The organism is Arthrobacter sp. 01T414 (assembly GCF_056398965.1).
Map to the genome: position 1 here is coordinate 555,349 of NZ_JBFTQK010000002.1, position 22,243 is coordinate 577,591.

Here is a 22,243-nt window from a genome sequence, read left to right on the forward strand (position 1 = left end):
CCCGCCGCTGAATCTCAGCGGCGGGGCCCTCCCTTTGTGTTGCTTGGCGAAGAACTAGATCTTGTTGTTCCTCTTCTTCTTTTCCGGCCAAGGGCCGAGCTTGTCTTTGGCTACCGCCGCTTCGCCCTGGCTGCCGGCGTCGGCGAGGTCGCCCACCTTGTGGACCTTGAGCATGTTGGTGGAACCGGCCTTTCCGGGAGGCGAACCGGCGGCGATGACCACCATGTCCCCGTCCTCAACCAGGTCCATCTCGAGCAGGTTGCGGTCCACCTGCGCGGTCATCGCGTCGGTGTGGCCCACCATCGGGACCAGCACCGGCTGGATGCCCCAGGTCAGCGCGAGCTGGTTCCAGACGTGCTCCACCGGGGTGAAGGCGAAGACCGGGCGGATCGGGCGCAGGCGCGAGAGGCGGCGTGCCGAGTCACCGGACTGGGTGAAGGTACAGATGTACTTGGCTTCCAGCTGGTCGGCGATCTCGACGGCGGCACGAGTGATGGCGCCGCCGCGGGTCTTGGGCTTGGTGCCCAGCGGGGGGACGCGCTCCAGGCCGTGGACCTCGGTGGATTCGATGATCCGGGCCATGGTCTTGACGGTCTCGATCGGGAACTTGCCCACGCTGGTCTCGCCGGAGAGCATGACGGCGTCCGCGCCGTCGAGCACGGCGTTGGCGCAGTCGGAGGCCTCGGCGCGGGTCGGGCGCGGGTTGTCGATCATGGACTCGAGCACCTGCGTGGCCACGATGACGGGCTTGGCCCAGCGGCGGGCCAGCTCGACGGCGCGCTTCTGCACGATCGGCACTTCCTCCAGCGGAAGCTCAACGCCGAGGTCGCCACGGGCCACCATGATGGCGTCGAAGGCGTCAATGATTTCGGGGAGCTGGTCCACGGCCTGCGGCTTTTCGATCTTGGCGATCACCGGCACGCGGCGGCCTTCTTCGTCCATGATTTCGTGGACGCGCTTGATGTCCGAGGCGTCGCGCACGAAGGAGAGCGCCACCATGTCCACGCCGCGGCGCATGGCCCAGCGGAGGTCGTCCTCGTCCTTTTCGCTCAGGGCGGGGACGTTGACGGCAACACCGGGCAGGTTGATGCCCTTGTTGTTGGACACGTAACCGCCGACGACCACCTGGGCGACGACCTTGACGTCGTCGACCTCGATGGCACGCAGGGCCACCTTGCCGTCGTCAATCAGCAGCGCGTCGCCGGGGTTGACGTCCTCGGTGAGGCTCTTGAGCGTCGTGGAGCAAATGTCCTTGGTGCCCGGAACGTCCTCGGTGGTGATCGTGAAGGTGTCACCGACGGCGAGCAGGTGCGGGCCATCGACGAAGCGGCCGAGGCGGATCTTGGGGCCCTGGAGGTCGGCCATGATGGCGACGGCCTTGCCAAGCTGGCCGGCGGCCTTGCGGACGTTCTCGTAGGTGTTGTCGTGCACGGAGTAATCTCCGTGGCTCATGTTCATGCGGGCCACATCGACTCCGGCTTCCAGCACGGCGAGCGTGTTCTCGAAGCTCGCGATCGCCGGTCCGAAGGTGGCCACAATTTTAGCGCGTCTCATATACCTACCCTAGTTGTCTCTTGGTTGTTTTAAGTTGTCGCGGGGATGAACGGCCGGTGCCCGGCCCGGACCCCGCAGGATCCGGGACCGGCTACAGGACGGCGATCGCCCGGTCGGTCGGCGCAACTGGCGCCGGGAGAATGGTGCTGCCCATCAGGAACTTGTCCACCGCGGCCGCGCAGGCGCGTCCTTCCGCGATAGCCCAGACGATCAGGGACTGACCCCGGCCGGCGTCCCCGGCAACGAAGACCCCTTCCGTGTTGGTCATGTAGTAGCCGTCCCGCGCCACGTTGCCGCGGCCGTCGAACTCGGCGTTCACCTGCTCGGTGATCCCGGCGGGTTCGGCGCCGGTGAAGCCGAGGGACAGGAAGACGAGGTCCGCCGGGATGATCCGCTCGGTGCCGGCCTTGGGCAGGCGCTTGCCGTCGACGAATTCGGTTTCGGCGACCTTCACGCCCGTCAACTTGCCGTCCTCACCGACAAATTCCACGGTGGAGGCGAGATACGTGCGCTCACCACCTTCCTCGTGCGCGCTGGCCACCTCGAACAGGGTGGGGAACGTCGGCCAGGGCTGGTGGGCGGCCCGCTCGGCGGAGGGCTGCTTGCCGATCGCCAGCGTGGTCACGGACGCCGCCTGGTGCCGGTGTGCGGTGCCAAGGCAGTCCGCGCCGGTGTCGCCGCCGCCGAGGATCACCACGTGCTTGCCGGCGGCGTTGATCTGGTTCTCCACCGTCTCGCCGGCCACCACGCGGTTGGCCGGGACGAGGTAATCCATCGCGAAGTGGACGCCTTCGAGCTCTCGGCCCGGGATCGGCAGGTCCCGCGGAACGGTGGCACCGGTGGCAACCACGACGGCGTCGTAGCGGCGGCGCAGCTGCTCCCAGGTCACATCGGTGCCGACGGCGACGCCGGTCCGGAAGCGGGTGCCCTCGGCCTTCATCTGGTCCAGCCGGCGGTCCACGTGCTCTTTTTCCATCTTGAAATCGGGGATGCCGTAGCGGAGCAGGCCGCCGATCTTATCGTCGCGCTCGTACACGGCAACGGTGTGGCCTACGCGGGTCAGCTGCTGCGCCACGGCGAGTCCCGCGGGGCCGGAGCCGACGACGGCGACCGTCTTGCCGGAGAGGCGGGCCGGCGGCAGCGGGGTGACCCAGCCGTTGTCGAAGGCCTGGTCCACGATGGAGACCTCGACCTGCTTGATGGTCACGGCCGGCTGGTTGATGCCCAGCACGCAGGACGCCTCGCAGGGTGCCGGGCAGAGCCGGCCGGTGAACTCGGGGAAGTTGTTGGTGGCGTGCAGCCGCTCCATCGCTTCCTCACCCTTGTCCCGCCACACCAGGTCGTTCCACTCCGGGATGAGGTTCCCGAGCGGGCAGCCCTGGTGGCAGAACGGCACGCCGCAGTCCATGCAGCGGCCGGCCTGGCTCTTCAGGACACCCTTTTTCTGGGCTTCGTAGACCTCTTTCCAGTCCATGATCCGGACCGGGACAGGACGGCGCGGCTGCGTTTCACGCTGGCGTACTTTCAGAAATCCGCGTGGATCAGCCACCGGTCACCTCCAGGATTCGAGACCAAACTTCTTCGCCGTCGGGGTCCAGGCCCTCTTCGATGGCGTCAAGACGGGTTTGCAGCACGGCCGCGTAATCGCGCGGCAGCACCTTGGTAATGCGGGCTGCGGTGTCGTCGAAGTTCTCGAGCAGCCGGGCCGCGTGCTGCGACTCGGTCTCCTCGAGGTGCTTGACCAGCAGTCCGTGGACAATTTCGCGGTCCTCGGCGTCGAGTTCGCGCAGCTGCAGCTCGCCGGCGTCGAGGGCCTGCTTGTTGACCCGTTCGGTCTGCAGGTCCAGGACGTAGGCGGTGCCGCCGGACATGCCGGCGCCGAAGTTGCGGCCGGTGCGTCCGATGATGAGCGCCTGGCCGCCGGTCATGTACTCACAGCCGTGATCGCCGATGCCTTCCACCACCGCGGTGGCACCGGAGTTGCGCACCATGAAGCGCTCCCCCACCTGGCCGCGCAGGAACAGTTCGCCGCTGGTGGCGCCGTAGCCGATCACGTTGCCTGCGATCACGTTCCGCTCCGCCGGGAACACGTTGGTGCGGTCCGGGCGGACGATGATGCGTCCGCCGGAGAGGCCCTTGCCGACGTAGTCGTTGGAGTCGCCGAACATCCGCAGCGTGATGCCCGCCGGCAGGAACGCGCCGAGCGACTGGCCGGCGGTGCCGGTCAGCGTGATGTCGATGGTGTCCGTGGCGAGCACGTCGGTGCTGAAGGTCTTGGTGACCACGTGGCCGAGCATGGTCCCCACGGACCGGTCCGTGTTGATCACGTCGACGGCGATTTTGACCGGGGTGCGGTCGCTGAGGGCCTCGGCGGCCATCGCGATCAGGCGCTGGTCAAAGTGCTTGTCCAGCTCGTGGTTCTGGCCCGTGAGGTTGCGCAGCGGGGCGTCGTCGTCGAACTCCAGCCCGTGCAGGATGGGGTCCAGGTCCAGCCCTTCGGCCTTCCAGTGGCTGATCGCCTCGCGGGTGTCGAGCATCTCGGCGTGGCCGATGGCTTCCTCGAGGCTCCGGAAGCCAAGTTCGGCCAGGATCTCGCGGACTTCCTCGGCGAGGAACTCGAAGAAGTTGACCACGAACTCGGGCTTGCCGCTGAAGCGCGACCGCAGTTCCGGGTTCTGCGTTGCGACGCCCACGGGGCAGGTGTCGAGGTGGCAGACGCGCATCATGATGCAGCCGGAGACCACCAGCGGCGCGGTGGCGAAGCCGAATTCCTCGCCGCCAAGCAGCGCGGCGATCACGACGTCGCGGCCGGTCTTCAGCTGGCCGTCCACCTGCACCACCACGCGGTCGCGCAGGCCGTTGAGCATCAGGGTCTGCTGGGTCTCGGCGAGGCCGAGTTCCCAGGGCACACCGGCGTGCTTGAGCGAGTTCAGCGGTGAGGCGCCGGTGCCGCCGTCGTGGCCGGAGACCAGCACGACGTCGGCCTTGGCCTTGGTCACGCCGGCGGCGACAGTGCCAATCCCGACCTCGGAGACCAGCTTGACGTGCACCCGAGCCGAGGGGTTGGCGCGCTTGGCGTCGTAGATCAGCTGGGCGAGGTCCTCGATCGAGTAGATGTCGTGGTGCGGCGGCGGCGAGATGAGCCCGACGCCGGGCGTGGAGTGCCGGGTCCGGGCCACCCAGGGGTAGACCTTCTGGGCCATCAGCTGGCCGCCCTCGCCGGGCTTCGCGCCCTGCGCCATCTTGATTTGGATGTCGTCGGCGTTGGACAGGTACAGGCTCGTGACACCGAAGCGGCCCGAGGCGATCTGCTTGACCGCGGAACGGCGGGTCGGATCCAGCAGCCGGTCCACGTCCTCGCCGCCTTCACCGGTGTTGGACTTGCCGCCGAGCCGGTTCATCGCGATCGCGAGGGTCTCGTGGGCCTCCTGCGAGATGGAGCCGTAGCTCATGGCTCCGGTGGAGAACCGCTTGACGATGCTGGAGACGGGCTCCACTTCCTCCAACGGGACCGCCGGGCGCAGGCCGCCCTTGAACTTGAGCAGCCCGCGCAGGGTCATCAGGTTCTGGGACTGGTCGTCCACGCCGCGGGTGTAGGCCTTGAAGATGTCGTAGCGGCGTTCGCGCGTGGCGTGCTGCAGGCGGAACACCGTTTCCGGGTTGAACAGGTGCGGCTCGCCGTCGCGGCGCCACTGGTACTCGCCGCCGCCCAGCAGGGGCTGGTGCGGCTGTTCGATGCCGTTCTCCGGGTACGCCATCCGGTGCCGCGCCGCGACCTCCGCGGCGATGACGTCGAGGCCGACGCCGCCGAGCTGCGAGTGGGTGCCGGAGAAGTATTCGTCCACCAGGTCCTGACCGAGGCCGAGGGCTTCGAAGGTCTGGGCGCCCGTGTAGGAGGCGACCGTGGAGATGCCCATCTTGGACATGATCTTCAGGACACCCTTGCCGAGGCCCTTGATCAGGTTGTAGACACCGTCCTGCGGGGTGACCCCGGTGACGTCGCCGGACGCGATGAGCTGCTCCACGGATTCCATCGCCAGGTACGGGTTTACCGCGGAGGCGCCGTAGCCGATCAGCACGGCCACGTGGTGCGTCTCGCGGACGTCGCCGGCCTCGACCACGAGTGCGGTCTTGGTGCGGTTGGCGCTGCGCAGCAGGTGGTGGTGCACGGCGCTGACCAGCAGCAGGGACGGGATCGGCGCCCACTGGGCGTTGGAGTCACGGTCCGAGAGCACGATGTACTGGACGCCGCGGTTGATGGCACCGGAGACCTGCTCGCAGATCTCCGTCAGCCGGGCGCGCAGGGCGTTCTCGCCGCCGTCGGGGCGGTAGAGGCCGCGCACCTTCATGGCGACCCGGTCGCCGTCGGCGTTCTCGATGTTGGCGATCTTGGCCAGCTGGTCGTTGTTGATCACGGGGAACGGCAGCGAAACCTGCGGCTGGCGGACCTGCTTGGTGTCCAGCAGGTTGCCGTTGGGGCCGATCGCGCAGGTCAGGGAGGTGACCAGTTCCTCGCGGATGGCGTCCAGCGGCGGGTTCGTGACCTGCGCGAAGGACTGCACAAAGTAGTCGAAAAGCAGCCGGGGCCGCTTGGAGAGCACGGCCACGGGGGTGTCCGAACCCATGGCGCCAAGGGGTTCCGCGCCGGTCCGGGCCATCGGTCCGAGCAGGATCTTCAGTTCCTCGGTGGTGTAGCCGAAGGTGCGCTGGCGGATGTTGACCGAAGCCGCGGTGTGGACCACGTGCTCGCGCTCGGGCAGGTCCTTGAGGTCGATCAGGTTGTCCTTGAGCCATTCGGCCCACGGGTTGGCTGCGGCCACTTCGGCCTTGACCTCGGCGTCGTCGATGATCCGGCCGGCTTCGGTGTCCACGAGGAACATCTTGCCCGGCGAGACGCGGCCCTTCTTGACCACCTTGGACGGTTCGACGTCGATCACGCCGACCTCGGAGGCGAAGACGACGAGGCCGTCCTCGGTGATCCAGTACCGGCCCGGGCGCAGCCCGTTCCGGTCCAGGGTGGCGCCGACGAGGTTGCCGTCGGTGAAGGACACTGCGGCGGGGCCGTCCCACGGCTCCATCAGCAGCGAGTGGTACTCATAGAACGCGCGCCGGGCGGGGTCCATCGTGGCGTGGTTTTCCCAGGCCTCGGGAATCATCATCATGATCGAGTGCGTGATGGGGCGGCCGGAGAGCCAGAGCAGTTCGGCAACCTCGTCGAACGAGGCCGAGTCCGAGGCGCCCGGGGTGCAGATCGGGTAGAGCTCCTCCGGGCTGTCGCCGAGCAGCGGGTTGGCCAGCTGTGACTGGCGGGCGCGCATCCAGTTCCGGTTGCCCTTGACCGTGTTGATCTCGCCGTTGTGCGCAATGGTGCGGAACGGCTGGGCCAGCGGCCAGGACGGGAAGGTATTGGTGGAAAACCGGGAGTGGACGATCGCGAGCTTGGTCTTGAAGCGCTTGTCCGAGAGGTCCGGGTAGAACGGCTCGAGCTGGGCGGTGGTCAGCATGCCCTTGTAGACGATGGTCCGGGAGGACAGCGACGGGAAGTACACGCCGAACTTGTTCTGGGCGCGCTTGCGGATCCGCCAGGCCCGGGAATCGAGTTCGTTGCGGGAGAGCGTTTCGCCGGTGCTGGAAGCGAAGAACGGCTGCGCGAAGTACGGCATGCAGGCCCGGGCCATCGCTCCGACCAGGTCGGCCACGATCGGAACCTCGCGCCAGCCCAGGACGGTGAGGCCCTCGTCGGCGGCGAGGCCCTCGATGCCGGCCTTGGCGGCATCGGATTCACGCTGTTCGGCCGGCAGGAACGCCGTGCCCACAACGTACTGCCCGGCTCCGGGGAGTTCGAAGTCGGTAACCGCGCGGAAGAACTCGTCGGGCACCTGCATGAGGAGGCCGGCGCCGTCGCCGGTTCCCTCGTCGGCACCGACGGCACCGCGGTGTTCAAGGTTGCGCAGGGCGGTCAGGGCGGCGTCGACAATGTCGTAGCCGGGCTCGCCGCGCAGGGTGGCGATGATGGCCAGTCCGCAGGCGTCTTTCTCCTGCTCCGGGTTGTAGAGCCCGCCGGCTTCGGGCAGTGCCGCGAAGCGCTTGAACGGCGAAACGGCCGTGGGTTCCTGGTCCGGACCGGACCAGCTGGGGCTATGCAGGGTTTGGGTCATGGGAGACGTCCTTCCTCCTGATCGTGCGTATGGGAGGGACAACATTGGCCCGAAGCGGTGCGCCGGTGTGACGGGCGCAACAACGTGATTTTCCTACTCGAATTGTAGGCCAGCGCCGCTTGCTGTACGAACAGTTACGCGGGCTGCCGGCCCGGGTTTGCATGGCGTGCAGGTCTCTGCTGCCCAGTGCAATCCCCATTGCCACGACGCTGTGGACTCGGGCCCAGCCGGCGGTTGCCCTGCAGCCCGATTGCCGTCGCTGAGCTACTTGGTGCTGTCAGCGTCCGGCGCGGTCTCGGTGGACCGGCGGCCGGATACTCCGGTTGCCGGTTCTCCGGTGGCGGGCATGGTGCCGCCGGTGGATTCTCCGGCGGCCGCAGCGGGGGCTGAGGCGCGGTCCGGACCGCTCTGGTTCTCCCGGAGATTATCACGCGATTCATTATCTGAGACAGCAGAGTCCGAATGGCGGATGGTTGTGCTTGCGGCCGGGACCGTAGCCGGCTCGCGGGTCTCAGCAGCTCCGGTCGCGGCGGGGGGTGCGACGGCGGCTTCGTCGTCGGCGTTCTTGGCCGCGGCTTCGTCGTCGGCGTTCTTGTCGTCCTCAGACGGGTCCTCGTCGTGCTCGTCGGCGTCGGCGTCCTTGTCGGAAGCGGTCGCCTCGGAAGCGGTCGCTTCGCCGTCGGCGTCGCCGTCGACCACCGCGGCTTCGGGCTCGCGGCCCGGCAGGTACGGAGTGTCGGGCATCTCCCGCTTGCGCAGTCCAAGCACGATGAAGACCACGAGAGCCGCGACCAGGACGAAGATGCTGGTCCAGACATTGAGCCGGGTGGTGATCCCGAAGAGGCTGATCTGTTCGGCATCGTCGATCCGCATGGCCTCGATCCACACACGCCCCAGCGTGTAGTAGATGGCGTAGAGCCAGAAGAGCCGGGCACGCCGGAACGCGAACTTCTTATCCAGCGCGAGCAGCAGCGCCACGCCGACAAGGTTCCAGAGGGACTCGTACAGGAACGTCGGGTGAAAGAGGGTGTCGGTCGGCATGCCGGCGGGGAAGTTGGGGCTGTTGGCGTCGACCTGGAGGCCCCACGGCAGGGTGGTGGGTCCTCCGAAGAGTTCCTGGTTGAAGTAGTTGCCCCAACGGCCGATTGCCTGGGCCAGCAGCAGCCCGGGGGCCGCGGCGTCCATGAAGGCGCTGAGTTTGACGCCGGCCCGGCGGCAGCCGATCCAGGCGCCGACGGCGCCCAGCACCACGGCACCCCAGATGCCAAGGCCGCCGCGCTGGATCTGCGGGATCAGGGACAGGTCGCCGGTGCCGTCGAAGCCGGGACCGAAGTAGGCATCCGGGGAGGACACCACATGGTAGAGACGGCCGCCGATGATGCCGAAGGGAACCGCCCAGATGGCGATGTCCCAGACGCTGCCCTCAGGTGCGCCACGGCGCGCCCAGCGCACCGACGTCAGCCAGAGGCCGGCGATGATGCCGGCCAGGATGCACAACGCGTAGGCGTGGATGCGCAGGGACCCCCAGGGCAGCGGGATATCGAAGCCGGACCAGTCCGGGCTCGGAATGCTCGCGGGAACCATCGCTGCCGCGTGGAGGACTGACTGCATTGCTTACGCTTCTTCCTTGGTGAGGCCGGTGCTGAGCTCTTTCGTCAAGGACGCTACAGCATCGACGCCGCCCTCACCGATCGCCGCGACGAGGGCCGTGCCAACGATTACTCCGTCGGCGTAGGCGGCGATTTCGCGGACGTGGCCCGCGTTGGAGACGCCCAGGCCCACGCAGACCCGCTCGGCCCCGGCCGCATGCGCTGCGGCGACGACGTCCTTGGCCGCGGAGCTGACCGAGGTCCGGGCCCCGGTGACACCCATGATGGAAACGGCGTAAACGAAGCCGCGGCTCGCGTCGACGGTGCGCTTCATCCGTTCCGGCGAGGAGGAGGGCGCCACGAGGAACACCCGGTCAAGGCCGTACTTGTCCGAAGCGGCCATCCATTCCGAGGCCTCGTCCGGGATCAGGTCCGGGGTGATGAGCCCGGCTCCCCCCGCCTCGGCCAGGCGGCGGGAGAACTCGTCCACGCCCATCCGGACCACCGGGTTCCAGTACGTCATGACCAGGACGGCGGCGTCGGTCTTGCTCGTGATGCCGCGCACGACGTCGAACACCTGGCTGACGTGGAAGCCCTTGGCGAGGGCCTCGGTGGTGGCGGCCTGGATGACCTGGCCGTCCATGACCGGATCCGAATAAGGGATGCCGATCTCGATCAGGTCGGCGCCGTTTTCGGCGAGGGCGATGCCTGCGGCGATGGTCTCCTCGACGCTCGGGTAGCCGGCCGGCAGGTACCCGATGAGGGCGGCACGGCCCTGGGCCCTGGCGCGGTCGATCGCCGCCGCGGACTTGCTGGCCGTGGCTTCGGCGTTGGTCTCAGCGGTGCTCACAGCTGCTCCCCCTCCTGGGCGATTTCGTGCTCGGGTGAATCCTTGTCCAGCAGGTCGAACCATTCCGCGGCGGTGGCCACGTCCTTGTCACCGCGGCCGGACAGGTTCACCAGCACGATCTTCTCCGCTGCGTTCCCGCCTGATTCTGCGGCTTCCGCCGCTAGCCGCTGGCCAACCTTGATGGCACCCGCCAGGGCGTGCGCGGACTCGATCGCGGGGATGATGCCCTCGGTGCGGCAGAGCAGCCGGAAGGCCTCCATGGCCTCGCTGTCCGTGATGGGCTCGTAGCTGACCCGGCCGATGTCGGCGAGGTAGGAGTGCTCGGGACCGACGCCGGGGTAGTCCAGGCCCGCGGAGATGGAGTGCGACTCGATGGTCTGGCCGTCGTCGTCCTGCATGAGGTAGGAGCGGGCACCGTGCAGCACGCCGGGCTTGCCCAGGGTGATGGTGGCGGCGTGGCGTCCGGTTTCGACGCCCTCCCCGCCCGCTTCAAAGCCATAGATCTTCACCGAGGGGTCATCCAGGAAGCCGTGGAAGATGCCGATCGCGTTGGAGCCGCCGCCGATGCAGGCGCAGACGGCGTCCGGCAGACGGCCGGTCTGTTCCAGGATCTGGGCGCGTGCCTCCTCGCCGATGACCTCGTGGAAGTACCGGACCATGGCCGGGAACGGGTGCGCTCCGGCGGCGGTGCCCAGCAGGTAGTGGGTGTTGCCCACGTTCGCGACCCAGTCGCGGAGGGCCTCGTTGATGGCGTCCTTGAGCGTCTGGGATCCGTTGGTCACCGGGATGACGGTGGCCCCGAGCAGCTCCATCCGGGCTACGTTGAGTGCCTGCCGGCGGCAGTCCTCGGCGCCCATGTAGACCACGCATTCCAGGCCCAGCAGGGCGGCGGCGGTGGCACTGGCGACGCCGTGCTGGCCGGCTCCGGTCTCGGCGATCACCCGGGTCTTGCCCATCCGCTTGGCCAGCAGCGCCTGGCCCAGCACGTTGTTGATCTTGTGTGAGCCGGTGTGGTTCAGGTCCTCACGCTTGAGGAAGATCCGCACTCCCCCGGCGTGCTCGGCGAAGCGCTTGGCTTCGGTGAGCAGTGAGGGGCGGCCGGAGTAGTTCTTGTTCAGCTCCGCGATCTGCGCGGTGAACTCAGGGTCGGCTTTGGCCTTCTCGAAGGTGTCCTCGAGTTCGTCCAGGGCCGCGATGAGGGACTCGGGCATCCAGCGGCCGCCGTAGGAGCCGAAGTAGGGTCCGGGGGCGTGGCGCAGGGAAGGTGCACCCTGCGGTCCGTCCTCGTCCGGTCGTTTGCCTTCCAGGAACGCATCCACGGGGCTTTCATCTGAGCCGGCTGTTGGCGCATCGACCATCAGTCTCACCATCCTGTTCCACTGCTAACTAGATCTTCGGTGCCGCACGGGAGCCCCGCAGGGGGTCCGGCCGGGTGCCGGGCCGCGCCGCGGGTCAGGAGCGTGCGGCGATTTCTTCGGCTCCGGCGGCCATGAATTCGGCGATCCGCTCGCGCGGAGTCGCGTCGCTCACAAGCGCCTCGCCCACCAGGACGGCGTTGGCGCCGCTCGCCGCGTAGTGCCGCACATCGTCGACGCCGCGCACACCGGACTCTCCGACTACGAGCGCCCCCGCGGGAATGCCAGCGGCCAGGTCCGCAAAGACGGAACGGTCGACGTCGAGCGTCTTGAGGTTCCGGACGTTGACGCCAATGATTCTCGCTCCCGCGGCCACGGCTCGTTCGACTTCGCCCGGCGTGTGGGTCTCCACGAGCACGTTCATGCCCAGCTCGCGGCTGAGCGCGGTGTACTCGCGCAGCTGCGCATCGGAAAGTGAAGCGACGATCAGCAGGATCAGGTCGGCGCCGTGGGCACGGGCCTCCCAGATCTGGTACTCGTCGATCATGAAGTCCTTGCGCAGCAGCGGGATGTCCACGGCCGCCCGGACTGCGTCCAGGTCTGCCAGGGAGCCGTTGAAGCGCCGCTGTTCGGTGAGGACGCTGATCACGGCCGCGCCGCCGTCGGCGTACTGCACGGCAAGCGAGGCCGGGTCCGCGATGCTCGCCAGATCGCCCTTGGAGGGGCTGCGCCGCTTGATTTCGGCGATCACCTTGAGCTGGCTCCGGTCCGAGGGACCGCCCAGGGCGGCCCAGGCATCTCGGGCCGGGGCGGCCGCCGCGGCACGCTCCTTCAGCTCGGCGAGCGTGACGAGGCGCTGGCGGGCCTCCATATCCTCCCTGACACCGGCGTTGATGTCATCGAGAACAGTCACTACTAGTGGCCGGAGTTCTTCAGCTTGCTGCCGCCGACGCCGTAACCGGCTTTGCGCATGGCGAAGCCCACCACGAGGCCGATCAGCATGACGGCCGCACCGGCGATGAAGATCGGGGTGTTGGCGATGACGAAGGCGATGGCCGCGATCAGGGCACCGACCAGCATGATGATCACGGTGGTCCAGGCCGCCGGGCTGTTGCCGTGGCCGGTCGGCTCGCTGTGGTCGACGCCGTCGTAGACGCCGGTGCCGGCAGCGGGCTGGGGTGCGGAAACAGGGGCTTTGCTCATGGAAATCTCCTCAGAATCAATACTGCTTACATTCTGCCATTTATTGGCGGGCGTTTTGGCCGCGTTGCGGGCTCCGAGCTCAGGTGGGGTCGTCGCCGCGGGAGAGCCGGTCCCAGCTGTCGATCTCGTCGGCCGGCTGCGCGGTGCCGGAAACGCCTCCGCTGGCGGCGGCGTCGTACTTGGTGCGGCTCTTCCAGTAGCGTCCGGCCGGGACGATGGCGAGGGCGCCCAGTCCCAGCAGCGAACCGGCCACGACGGCGAGGACCGGGAACGCGGTGACCGCAACCTGGACGTTGCTGCCGCTGATGCCGGTGGCGGCTGCGATGGAACCCTGCGCCGCAGCCAGCGGGTCGGCCAGCACGGTGGCCGCCGCGGCCACAATCCCTGCGGCGGCGAGCAGGACGATCGCTGTGATGACCCAGCGGGCGATGCGCCCGGCGATCGATGCGGCGAGCCCGCCGGCCAGCGCCACGAGGGCAAGGGCGGTAACGGTGGTGGCCGCCTTGCTGCCCTGGACCTGCAGGCCGTTCTGGCTGCTGAGGCCCTGGCCGAGCTGGCTGGGGTCCAGTTGCACGGTCAGCCAGGTCTGCGTGGTGGTGCCGAAAGCTGCCAGCGCCAGTGCGGCGATGACCAGGACCAGGGTGGATTTACGGGCCCAGCGCGGCACGGCCGGGCTGGTGCTCTTGACGATGCCGGGGCCGCTCATGGCTGCTCCGTCCCGGCACTGGGCACGGTATCCGGCGTGATGTTGCGCAACGACTGGGCCGTGTGGACTGCCCGCATCGGGGCGGCGGCCTTATTGATGGTTTCGATCGCCTCGGTGGCGTTGACGGAGTCGGCCACGATCCCGCCGCCGGCCTGCACGTAGGCGCGGCCTTCCCGCAGCAGGGCGGAACGGATCGCGATCGCCATGTCCATGTCGCCGGCGAAGTCGAGGTAGCCCACCACGCCGCCGTAAATGCCGCGGCGGTGGGGCTCCAGCTCGTCCAGGAGGCGGAGGGCACGGGGCTTGGGGGCACCGGAGAGAGTGCCGGCCGGGAAGGTAGCCTTCAGCACGTCATACGCCGTGGCAGTCGGAGCGAGCCGGCCCACCACCGTGGAGACCAGGTGCATGATGTGGCTGAACCGTTCCACCTCCATGAACTGCGTGACATCCACGCTTCCGGCGACGCAAACCTTGGAGAGGTCGTTGCGGGACAGGTCCACCAGCATGAGGTGTTCGGCGCGTTCCTTTTGGTCCGCGAGCAGCTCCTCGGCGAGGGCCTTGTCCGCTTCGATGGTCTTGCCGCGGGGCCGGGACCCGGCGATCGGGTGGGTGATGACCTCCTCGCCGGTGACCGTCACGAGGGCCTCCGGGGAGGAGCCCACGATCGAGTACTGCCGGCCGGCGGCGTCCTCGAGGCTGAAAATGTACATGTACGGGCTGGGGTTGGTGTTGCGCAGCACGCGGTAGACGTCCAAGGGATCGGCTCCGCACTCCATTTCGAAGCGGCGGGAGATCACCACCTGGAAGACTTCGCCGTCGACAATCGCTTCCTTGCCGCGATCCAGGGCGGCCAGGTATTCGTTTTCATCCCAGCGTTCCTGCACGCTGGAGGCGAAATCCAGGGCGGCCGGCTGGAGCACGGAGACGGGCTGTTCCGTCGGAGTGCTGATTTTCGCCAGCAGTTCCTTCACCCGGGCGACGGCGTCATGCCAGGCTTCGTCGACGCGTTCGGAGCTGTTGTCGAAGTTGATCGCGTTGGCGATCAGCAGCACGGTGCCGTCCATATTGTCGTGCACGGCCATGTCCGTCACGAGGTTCAGCGCCATTTCCGGAAGCTGCAGGTCATCCTCCGGCGGGCTGGTGAGCTTCTCCCAGTGCCGCACGGTCTCCCAGCCGAGGAAGCCCACCAGGCCGGACGTGAAGGGCGGCAGCCCGTCGAAGCGGTCGGTGTGCAGGGCCCGGAGGGTGTCCCTGATGGCGTCGACCGGGCTGCCGTCCAGCGGCACGCCCACCGGGGGCTCGCCGAGCCAGTGAGCCTGCCCGTCCTTGGTGGTCAGCGTGGCACGGGACTTCGCGCCGATGAAGGAATAGCGGGACCAGGCGCCGCCGACTGCGGCGGACTCCAGGAGGAAGGTCCCGGGCTGGCCCTGCGCGAGTTTGCGGTAGAGCCCGATCGGCGTTTCGGCGTCAGCCAGCACCTTCAACCGGACCGGGATGACGCGGCTGTGGCCCGCGAGTTCCCGGAACTCGTCCAGGCTGGGGCTGATGATTCCAAGGTCCTGCATGGCTGCGTTTTCCGCCTGTTCTCTGGGTCTAAAGCTTGCGAAATGCCCGCGGTCTGCGCCGCGGTGCGCCGGGTCAGTCGGTGTGGCCGACGACGGCGTCCAGCGCCCGCCCGTCGAAGCACGTCCGGGTGCCCGTGTGGCAGGCGGCGCCGACCTGGTCGACCCGGACCAGCAGGGCGTCGCCGTCGCAGTCCAACGCGAGGGACTTGACCCACTGGACGTGGCCGGAGGTGTCGCCCTTGCGCCAATATTCCTGCCGGGAACGGGAGTAGAAGGTGACCCGCCCGGTGGTCATCGTGCGGTGTAGCGCCTCGTCGTCCATCCAGCCCAGCATGAGCACCTCGTTGGTGTCGAACTGCTGGACGATCGCGGCCACCAGGCCGGCGCTGTCCCGCTTCAGGGACTCGGCGAGACCGGCGGGAAGCGGCCCGGCGGCGTGCGCCGAATCCGGCACGGAAGGACCCGCGGCAGCGGAACCCGGGAGGGAATTTTCCACGTTGTCTTGCGCGGTGTTCAGCGGGGCTGGGGCGGGGGCGGGCTGCTCAGACATCAGCTCAAGTCTAGTGCCTCCGGACCGGCCGCCGCCCGGCGCTGGCAGCACCACGCTTAACATGCCGGTCAAAAGCGCGCTGCGGCCGAAACCACGGCGCTTCCTGTGCCCAGAGGCGGGCCTCTCGTGCTAGTTTCACAAGTGATGCATTTCGTCGATCCGTCCCGAGAAGTTCTGGCCGAAACCCTGCTGGCGGCCGGTCCTGACTCCCCCACGCTCTGCAAGGGGTGGCAAACCCGCGATCTCGCGGCCCACCTGTACCTGCGGGAGCGCAAAGCCCGCGTTGGCCTGGGGCTGCTGATCAAGCGGCTGTCCAAGGCCTCGGACGAGGCAACAGCCGAGCTCGCCGCGAACGTCCGGACCCCGGAGGCTTACGCGAAGCTGGTCAACACCTTCCGCGCCGGGCCGCCCGCCCTCTCCCCCATGCGCATCAAGGCCCTGGACGAGAGCTCCAACCTGATCGAGTACTTCGTGCACACGGAGGACGTCCGCCGCGCGGTGGACCGCTGGGCGCCCCGGGCCCTGGACGAGGCGTACTCCGACGCGCTCTGGGACGAATTGATCAAACGCGCCGCCATCCTCTACCGCGGTGTGGACCTGGGCATCGTGCTGGTGCGACCGTCCGGACCGCGTCATGTTGCCAAACGCGCCCCCGTCTCGGTCGCGATCGTGGGCGAACCGGGCGAACTCCTGATGCACGCGCACGGCCGGACCCGGCACGCGCTGGTGACTTTCGAGGGCCAGCCGGACGCCGTCGCGCTGCTGCAGTCGGCCGAAGTCGGTCTCTAGACGCGGCTTAGACACGCAAAAGCGGGGCCACCCGGAAGGGTGGCCCCGCTTTTCTGTGCCAGCTTTTTTGATTGCCAGGGCTTTCGCGTACCGGCGGCCCGGCCCGGGCCTCCCGAAACGCAACAAGGTCAGCGGACTTCGAAGCCTGCCTCGCGGATAGCGGCTTTGACCTGGGCGATCATGTCGAGCGGGCCGAAGTGGAATACCGAGGCGGCCAGGACGGCGTCGGCGCCGGCAGCGACGGCCGGCGGGAAGTGCTCGGGCCTGCCCGCGCCGCCGGAGGCAATCAGCGGCACTTTCACGGCGGCCCGGGCAAGCCGGATGAGCTCCAGATCGAAGCCGTCCTTGGTGCCGTCGGCGTCGATGGAGTTGAGCAGGATTTCGCCGACGCCGCGGTCTGCGGCTTCCCGTGCCCAGGCGAGGGCGTCAATTCCGGTTCCCTGGCGGCCGCCGTGCGTGGTGACCTCGAAGCCCGAGGGGGTCGGCTGCGAGCCGGGACGGGTGCGCCGCGCGTCGAGGGAAAGCACCAGCACCTGCGAGCCAAAGTGCCGGGTGATCTCGTCGATCACCTCGGGCCGGGCCACGGCCGCGGTGTTGATGGCTGCCTTGTCGGCGCCGTAGCGCAGCAGTTTGTCCACTTCGGCGACGCCGCGGACGCCGCCGCCCACGGTCAGCGGGATGAAGACTTCCTCCGCGGTGCGCCGGACGACGTCGAACGTCGTTTCGCGGTTGCCTGAAGACGCGGTGACGTCCAGGAACGTCAGTTCGTCGGCGCCGCCATTGTCGTAGCGGTGCGCGAGTTCCACCGGGTCGCCGGCGTCGCGCAGGCCTTCGAAGTTGATCCCCTTGACCACACGGCCGGCGTCGACGTCCAGGCACGGGATGACACGGACGGCTACGGGCATGGTTGCTCCTGAACTTGGCTGACAGGTGACGGGCTAGCGGATGACGCCTTCACGGGCCGGCCGCGCTAGATCCGGCAGGCGTGGATGCTGCTGACCAGGATGGCGCGCGCGCCGAGGTCGTAGAGCTCATCCATGATCCGGTTGGTGTCCTTCTTCGGCACCATCGAGCGCACTGCCACCCACTCAGAATCCCGCAGCGGCGAGATGGTGGGCGATTCCAGCCCGGGGGTCAGGGCGGCGGCCTGCTCGACAAGCTCCGTGCGGATGTCGTAGTCCATCATCACGTACTGGCGGGCCACCAGCACACCCTGGAGGCGGCGGATCAGCACTTCGGTGGCCGGGTTCTGCTCGCCCTTGCGGCCGATCAGGACCGACTCGGACTTCAGGATCGGCTCGCCGAAGATCTCCATGCCGGCGGCCTTGAGCGTGGTGCCGGTTTCGACGACGTCGGCAATTGCGTCCGCGACGCCAAGCCGGACGGAGGATTCGACGGCGCCGTCGAGCCGGACGACCTTGGCGTTGATGCCGCGCTGGGCGAGGTACCCGCGGAGCAGCCCGTCGTAGCTGGTGGCGAGGCGCTTGCCCTCAAGCTGTTCGATGGACGTGAAATCCCCCACCGGGCCGGCGAAGCGGAACGTCGAGGCGGCGAAGCCCAGCGGCAGCAACTCTTCGGCCTCAACCTCGGCGTCGAGCAGCAGGTCGCGGCCGGTAATGCCGACGTCCAGCGTGCCTTGTCCGACGTACACGGCAATGTCGCGCGGGCGGAGGAAGAAGAATTCAATGTCGTTGTCCGGGTCCACCATGACCAGTTCGCGGCTGTCGCGGCGCTGGCGGTAGCCGGCCTCGGCAAGCATGGCGGAGGCGGCTTCGGACAGGGAGCCCTTGTTCGGGACGGCAACTCTCAGCATGGGAAGTTCTTTCTGGTTAGGAAGTCATCGGTTCAGGCACAGCGGGCCACGGGATGCGCCGGTCGTGCGGACCCCAAGTCCCCAAGGACGGCGCGACGTGGCTAGAGATGCTTGTAGACGTCTTCCAGGCTGAGTCCTTTGGCGAGCATCAGAACCTGCAGGTGATAGAGCAGCTGCGAAATTTCTTCCGCGGCGGCTTCATCCGATTCGTACTCGGCAGCCATCCAGACCTCGGCTGCTTCCTCCACGACTTTCTTGCCGATGCCGTGGATTCCGGACTCCAGTTCGGTGACGGTGCGGGAGCCCTCCGGGCGGGTGGCTGCCTTCTCACTCAGTTCTGCGAACAGCGACTCGAAATTCTTCACACCCTCCAGCCTACTTGTTCACGGCCGGAGCGTGCTTGCCGGGCCCCAGCATGACGGCCCGGATGTGAGCGAATACACAGCCTAGGAGCACTGCTTGAGCGTGACGGCGGTGGCCAGGGCGGCCGTGACAGCCTCGTGGCCCTTGTCCTCGCTGGAGCCCGGGAGGCCGGCGCGGTCGATGCCCTGCTGTTCGGTGTCGCAGGTGAGCACCCCGAAGCCCACCGGCACGCCGGTGCGGACGCTGACCTCGGTCAGGCCGAGGGTGGCGGCTTCGCAGACGTACTCGAAGTGCGGGGTGCCCCCGCGGATCACCACGCCGAGCGCGACGACGGCGTCGAAGTGCGGTGCCAGCCGGGCCGCGGCGACCGGCAGCTCAAAGGTTCCGGGCACGCGCAGGACGGTGGGTTCGGCGATGCCGGCGTCCTTGGCGGCGCGCAGCGCGCCGTCGAGCAGCCCGTCCATGATCTGGGTGTGCCAGCTGGCGGCCACGATGGCCAGTTTCAGCTTGGAGGTCTCGTCGGGCTGGAAGGTGGTCAGGTCAATCTGGGGTGCGCCGTGGCCGCTCATGAAAAAGTTCCTATGCTCTGGGGTGGTGTGCGGTGGTGGGGCTGTTAGCCCTGTTCGTGCTCGAAGCCGAGTTGTCCGGCGGCAGGCGCCGCGGGCTCCATGTCGAGGACCAGGCGGTGGTCCATCCGGTCCTTCTTGGTCTGCAGGTAGCGGAGGTTCTGCTCCCGGGACGGCACCTCGGTGGGAACCATCTCGACCACCCGGACGCCGGCCTGGGCCAGCCTGTCCTGCTTGTCCGGGTTGTTGCTCAGCAGGCGGATCTCGTGCAGGCCCATCTCGGCGAGGATCTGGGCCGCGGCCTTGTAGCACCGGGCGTCCACCGGCAGGCCGAGCTGCTCGTTGGCCTCGACGGTGTCGAAGCCGGCCTCTTGCAGGGCGTAGGCCTTGATCTTGTTCGCCAGGCCGATGCCACGGCCTTCCTGGCCGCGCAGGTAGAGCAGGGTGCCGCCGAACTCGTGGATCATCTCCAGGGCGTACGCCAGCTGCTCGCCGCAGTCGCACCGGTAGGAGCCGAACACGTCGCCGGTGAGGCACTCCGAATGTAGCCGGACCAGGGGCGCCTGGCCGTCCGTGGCAGGCAGCGGGGAGCTCACCGCGAGGTGTTCGGCCCCGGTGGCCAGGTCGGTCCAGGCCTGCGCGACGAAGTCGCCATAGGCGGTGGGCAGCTGGACGATCGGTCCGCCGCTGACCGGATGCGGCTGCTGTTCCGGGGTGGCCGGCTGCGTTTCAGAAGTCGTCATTGTCTCTCCTCTATCCAGGTGTCAGGCGGATTCCGCTGCGTGGCTGCCGCTGAGGCCGGTGTTACCGGCTTCGAGGTAGGCCACCAGGTCGGCAATCGAGATCAGCGGGCAGCCATGTTCGATCGCGAAGCCGCGAAGTCCGTCCAGCCGCATCATTTCTCCGTCGTCGTGCACCAGTTCTGCAATTACGCCTACGGGTTCCAGGCCGGCCAGCCGGCACAGCTCGACAGCCGCTTCGGTGTGGCCGGGACGCTCCCGCACACCCCCCTTAACGGCACGGAGCGGGAATACATGCCCGGGACGGGTCAAGGAATTCGGCTGGCTGCTCGGATCGGCCAGGATGCGGGCCGTCAGTGCCCGGTCGGTCGCCGAGATTCCGGTGCTCACGCCCGCCGCGGCGTCGCACGAAACCGTGTAGGCGGTGCCCTTGGCGTCCTCGTTGATTTCCACCATCGGCGGCAGCGCCAGTGTGTCAGCCCGTTCGCTGGTTAACGGCACGCAGATGACGCCCGAGCTGTAACGGATGGTCCAGCCCATGAGCGTCGGGGTTGCATGCTGCGCGGCGAAAATAATGTCGCCTTCGTTCTCGCGGTCCTCGTTGTCCACCACCAGCACGGGCCGGCCGGCGGCCATGGCACGGATGGCGTCCTCGATCGGGTCCAACGCCGACGCTGCGTCCACGGCAAGGCCGCGGTGGTCCTGCAGCCGGCTCATGATGCGGCCGCCTGGCGGTGTGCAGCCTCCGGGCGGTGCATGGCGGGCGCGAAGGCGAGCAGCCGCTCGGTGTACTTGGCCAGCACGTCCACTTCAAGGTTGACGCGGGCGCCGATGGATTTGCCGCCCAGGCCGGTTTCAGCCAGGGTCGTCGGGATCAGGCCGACTTCGAACCACGGTGCCGGCTCATCCGCCGGGCTCACGGCCGTGACGGTCAGCGAGACCCCGTCGACGGCGATCGAGCCCTTTTCCGCGATGTAGCGGGCCAGCGCGGACGGGACGCCGAAGCGCAGCCGGTCCCAGTTGCCGAGCGCCTCGCGTTCCAGCAGCTCGCCGACGCCGTCGACGTGCCCCTGCACGACGTGGCCGTCAAGCCGTCCGCCGGCCGGGACGCAGCGCTCGAGGTTGACCGGATCGCCCGCGGCCAGGGCCCCGATGGTGCTGCGGACCAGGGTCTCGCCCATGACGTCGACGCTGAAGTCGGTGCCGTCGATGTCCGTGGCGGTCAGGCAGACGCCGTTGACGGCGATCGAGCCGCCGTGGGCCAGCCCTTCGGTGCTGGCCGGGGCGTGCAGTCGCAGAGTCGCGCTGGTGTCGCCGTCGCGCTCGACGGACAGCACCTTCCCCTGTTCGGCGATAATTCCGGTAAACATCAGTAGCCTCCTGCGGCGGTGTCCGCGTCGCTGCGCGGGGTGGAATCGGATGAAGAGTCGGTGGCGGGGCACAAGTGCAGCCGCAGGTCGCGGCCAAGCGTCCTGACGGCGCCGCCGGATGCGTGGTCCCAGTCCCAGTGCTGGGCGTCGGCGAGGGTGCCGATGCCGAGGTCTTCCAGGGCGGGGGTGCCGGAGCCGAGCAGCGTCGGGGCGAGGTAAACGATCAGTTCGTCGACCAGGCCGGCGGCGAGGAAGGCGCTCAGAATCCGTGAGCCGCCTTCAACCATGAGGTGCCGGACGCCGGCGTCGAACAATTGGTCCAGGGCCTCGCGGGGATCCCGGGTCGGAAGGTGCAGCACCTTGCCGTCCCCACCGTTGACGGCTGCGCCGTCGGGAATCCCGCGCAGTCCCATCACGGCCCGGAGCGGCTGTTTGTCTGCGTGTGACCCGTCGGGGGTGCGGGCGGTCAGCCGCGGGTTGTCCACCAGGACCGTCTGGGTCCCGACCAGGATTGCGTCGATCCGGCCGCGCAGCGCGTGGTTGTCGGCGAGCGACTCCGGGCTGGAGATCCACTGGCTGGTGCCGTCGCTGGCCGCGATCCGGCTGTCCAGGGTCTGGGCGATGTGCAAGGTGACGAACGGGCGTTTGGCGGCGACGGCGTCGAACCAGCGCCGGTTCAGGTCCAAGGAAGCCACGGCCCCGAGGCCGGACCGGACCCGGACGCCGGCGGCGCGCAGGGTCGCTGCTCCCCCGGCGGCCGGATCATGCGGGTCGTCGACCGCGTAGACGACGTCGGCGACGCCGGCGTCGATGATCGCCTGGGCGCAGGGGCCGGTGCGCCCGCAGTGGTTGCACGGTTCGAGCGTGACCACCATGGTGGTGCCGGTCAGGTCCAGCCCTGCCGCCGTGGCCTGCGAGATGGCGTCGGCCTCGGCATGCGGGGTGCCGGCGCCGCGGTGGTAGCCGGTTACGAGGGGCGTGCCGTCGGTTCCGATGACGACGGCGCCCACCAGCGGGTTCGCGCCGCGCGGACCTTGGGCCGCCGCGGCGAGGGCGGCGTCCATGGCGGCCG

Annotated in this window: 20 protein-coding genes; 1 reads left to right on the forward strand and 19 read right to left on the reverse strand. The window is 68.4% G+C overall.

Annotated features, from left to right (window positions below; all coding sequences use genetic code 11):
• Nucleotides 1-54: 54 nt before the first annotated feature.
• The 11 genes from pyk to hisI form a co-directional block, all read right to left on the reverse strand.
• Entirely contained in the window at nt 55-1,554 is a 1,500-nt protein-coding gene (pyk, locus tag AC1DK9_RS08015) for a pyruvate kinase (protein WP_476860860.1), read from the reverse strand.
• A gap of 91 nt (nt 1,555-1,645) precedes the next feature.
• Nucleotides 1,646-3,103 (reverse strand): glutamate synthase subunit beta, encoded by a 1,458-nt coding sequence (locus tag AC1DK9_RS08020; protein WP_476915558.1) that lies wholly within the window; start codon nt 3,101-3,103, stop codon nt 1,646-1,648.
• Nucleotides 3,096-7,712 carry a glutamate synthase large subunit gene (gene gltB, locus AC1DK9_RS08025; RefSeq protein ID WP_476915559.1) on the reverse strand — a complete coding sequence of 1,539 codons (4,617 nt, stop codon included), beginning with the start codon at nt 7,710-7,712 and terminating at the stop codon, nt 3,096-3,098. Before gltB ends, AC1DK9_RS08020 begins: the two co-directional genes overlap by 8 nt.
• Nucleotides 7,713-7,976: 264 nt before the next feature.
• Entirely contained in the window at nt 7,977-9,323 is a 1,347-nt protein-coding gene (gene lgt, locus AC1DK9_RS08030; protein ID WP_476915560.1) for a prolipoprotein diacylglyceryl transferase, read from the reverse strand.
• A gap of 3 nt (nt 9,324-9,326) precedes the next feature.
• Nucleotides 9,327-10,151 (reverse strand): tryptophan synthase subunit alpha, encoded by an 825-nt coding sequence (gene trpA / locus AC1DK9_RS08035; protein ID WP_476860864.1) that lies wholly within the window; start codon nt 10,149-10,151, stop codon nt 9,327-9,329.
• Nucleotides 10,148-11,509, reverse strand: coding sequence for a tryptophan synthase subunit beta (gene trpB, locus AC1DK9_RS08040; protein ID WP_476915637.1), 1,362 nt, complete (start codon nt 11,507-11,509; stop codon nt 10,148-10,150). The genes trpA and trpB overlap by 4 nt, the downstream gene beginning before the upstream one ends.
• 94 nt (nt 11,510-11,603) lie before the next feature.
• On the reverse strand, nt 11,604-12,419 hold the full coding sequence (gene trpC, locus AC1DK9_RS08045; RefSeq protein ID WP_476915561.1) for an indole-3-glycerol phosphate synthase TrpC: 816 nt from the start codon (nt 12,417-12,419) through the stop codon (nt 11,604-11,606).
• 2 nt (nt 12,420-12,421) lie between these two features.
• Nucleotides 12,422-12,709, reverse strand: a complete 288-nt coding sequence (locus AC1DK9_RS08050) for an HGxxPAAW family protein (protein WP_138769525.1) — start codon at nt 12,707-12,709, stop codon at nt 12,422-12,424.
• Between the two features lie 79 nt (nt 12,710-12,788).
• Nucleotides 12,789-13,415, reverse strand: a complete 627-nt coding sequence (locus tag AC1DK9_RS08055) for a Trp biosynthesis-associated membrane protein (protein WP_476915562.1) — start codon at nt 13,413-13,415, stop codon at nt 12,789-12,791.
• A complete protein-coding gene (locus tag AC1DK9_RS08060; protein WP_476915563.1) occupies nt 13,412-14,980 on the reverse strand; it encodes an anthranilate synthase component I in 1,569 nt (522 codons plus the stop codon). The genes AC1DK9_RS08055 and AC1DK9_RS08060 overlap by 4 nt, the downstream gene beginning before the upstream one ends.
• Before the next feature lie 73 nt (nt 14,981-15,053).
• Nucleotides 15,054-15,530 carry a phosphoribosyl-AMP cyclohydrolase gene (gene hisI / locus AC1DK9_RS08065; RefSeq protein ID WP_476915564.1) on the reverse strand — a complete coding sequence of 159 codons (477 nt, stop codon included), beginning with the start codon at nt 15,528-15,530 and terminating at the stop codon, nt 15,054-15,056.
• A 144-nt stretch (nt 15,531-15,674) separates the two neighbouring features.
• Between hisI and AC1DK9_RS08070 the strand changes: the two genes are divergently transcribed.
• Entirely contained in the window at nt 15,675-16,319 is a 645-nt protein-coding gene (locus AC1DK9_RS08070) for a TIGR03085 family metal-binding protein (protein WP_476860871.1), read from the forward strand.
• A gap of 128 nt (nt 16,320-16,447) precedes the next feature.
• On the opposite strand, the gene hisF is transcribed toward AC1DK9_RS08070, so the two are convergent.
• The 8 genes from hisF to ribD form a co-directional block, all read right to left on the reverse strand.
• Complete coding sequence (hisF, locus tag AC1DK9_RS08075; protein ID WP_476860872.1) at nt 16,448-17,224, reverse strand: imidazole glycerol phosphate synthase subunit HisF; 777 nt, start codon at nt 17,222-17,224, stop codon at nt 16,448-16,450.
• Between the two features lie 65 nt (nt 17,225-17,289).
• The gene (hisG, locus tag AC1DK9_RS08080) at nt 17,290-18,132 is read right to left on the reverse strand and encodes an ATP phosphoribosyltransferase (RefSeq protein WP_476915565.1); all 843 of its coding nucleotides are present in this window, start codon (nt 18,130-18,132) and stop codon (nt 17,290-17,292) included.
• Between the two features lie 101 nt (nt 18,133-18,233).
• A complete protein-coding gene (locus AC1DK9_RS08085; protein ID WP_476860874.1) occupies nt 18,234-18,497 on the reverse strand; it encodes a phosphoribosyl-ATP diphosphatase in 264 nt (87 codons plus the stop codon).
• A gap of 81 nt (nt 18,498-18,578) precedes the next feature.
• Nucleotides 18,579-19,064 (reverse strand): 6,7-dimethyl-8-ribityllumazine synthase, encoded by a 486-nt coding sequence (gene ribH / locus AC1DK9_RS08090; RefSeq protein ID WP_476915566.1) that lies wholly within the window; start codon nt 19,062-19,064, stop codon nt 18,579-18,581.
• 44 nt (nt 19,065-19,108) lie between these two features.
• A complete protein-coding gene (gene ribA, locus AC1DK9_RS08095; protein WP_476915567.1) occupies nt 19,109-19,804 on the reverse strand; it encodes a GTP cyclohydrolase II in 696 nt (231 codons plus the stop codon).
• 21 nt (nt 19,805-19,825) lie between these two features.
• Entirely contained in the window at nt 19,826-20,518 is a 693-nt protein-coding gene (gene ribB / locus AC1DK9_RS08100; RefSeq protein ID WP_476860877.1) for a 3,4-dihydroxy-2-butanone-4-phosphate synthase, read from the reverse strand.
• Nucleotides 20,515-21,171 carry a riboflavin synthase gene (locus AC1DK9_RS08105; protein WP_476915568.1) on the reverse strand — a complete coding sequence of 219 codons (657 nt, stop codon included), beginning with the start codon at nt 21,169-21,171 and terminating at the stop codon, nt 20,515-20,517. Before AC1DK9_RS08105 ends, ribB begins: the two co-directional genes overlap by 4 nt.
• Entirely contained in the window at nt 21,171-22,235 is a 1,065-nt protein-coding gene (ribD, locus tag AC1DK9_RS08110) for a bifunctional diaminohydroxyphosphoribosylaminopyrimidine deaminase/5-amino-6-(5-phosphoribosylamino)uracil reductase RibD (protein WP_476860966.1), read from the reverse strand. Before ribD ends, AC1DK9_RS08105 begins: the two co-directional genes overlap by 1 nt.
• Nucleotides 22,236-22,243: the final 8 nt, after the last annotated feature.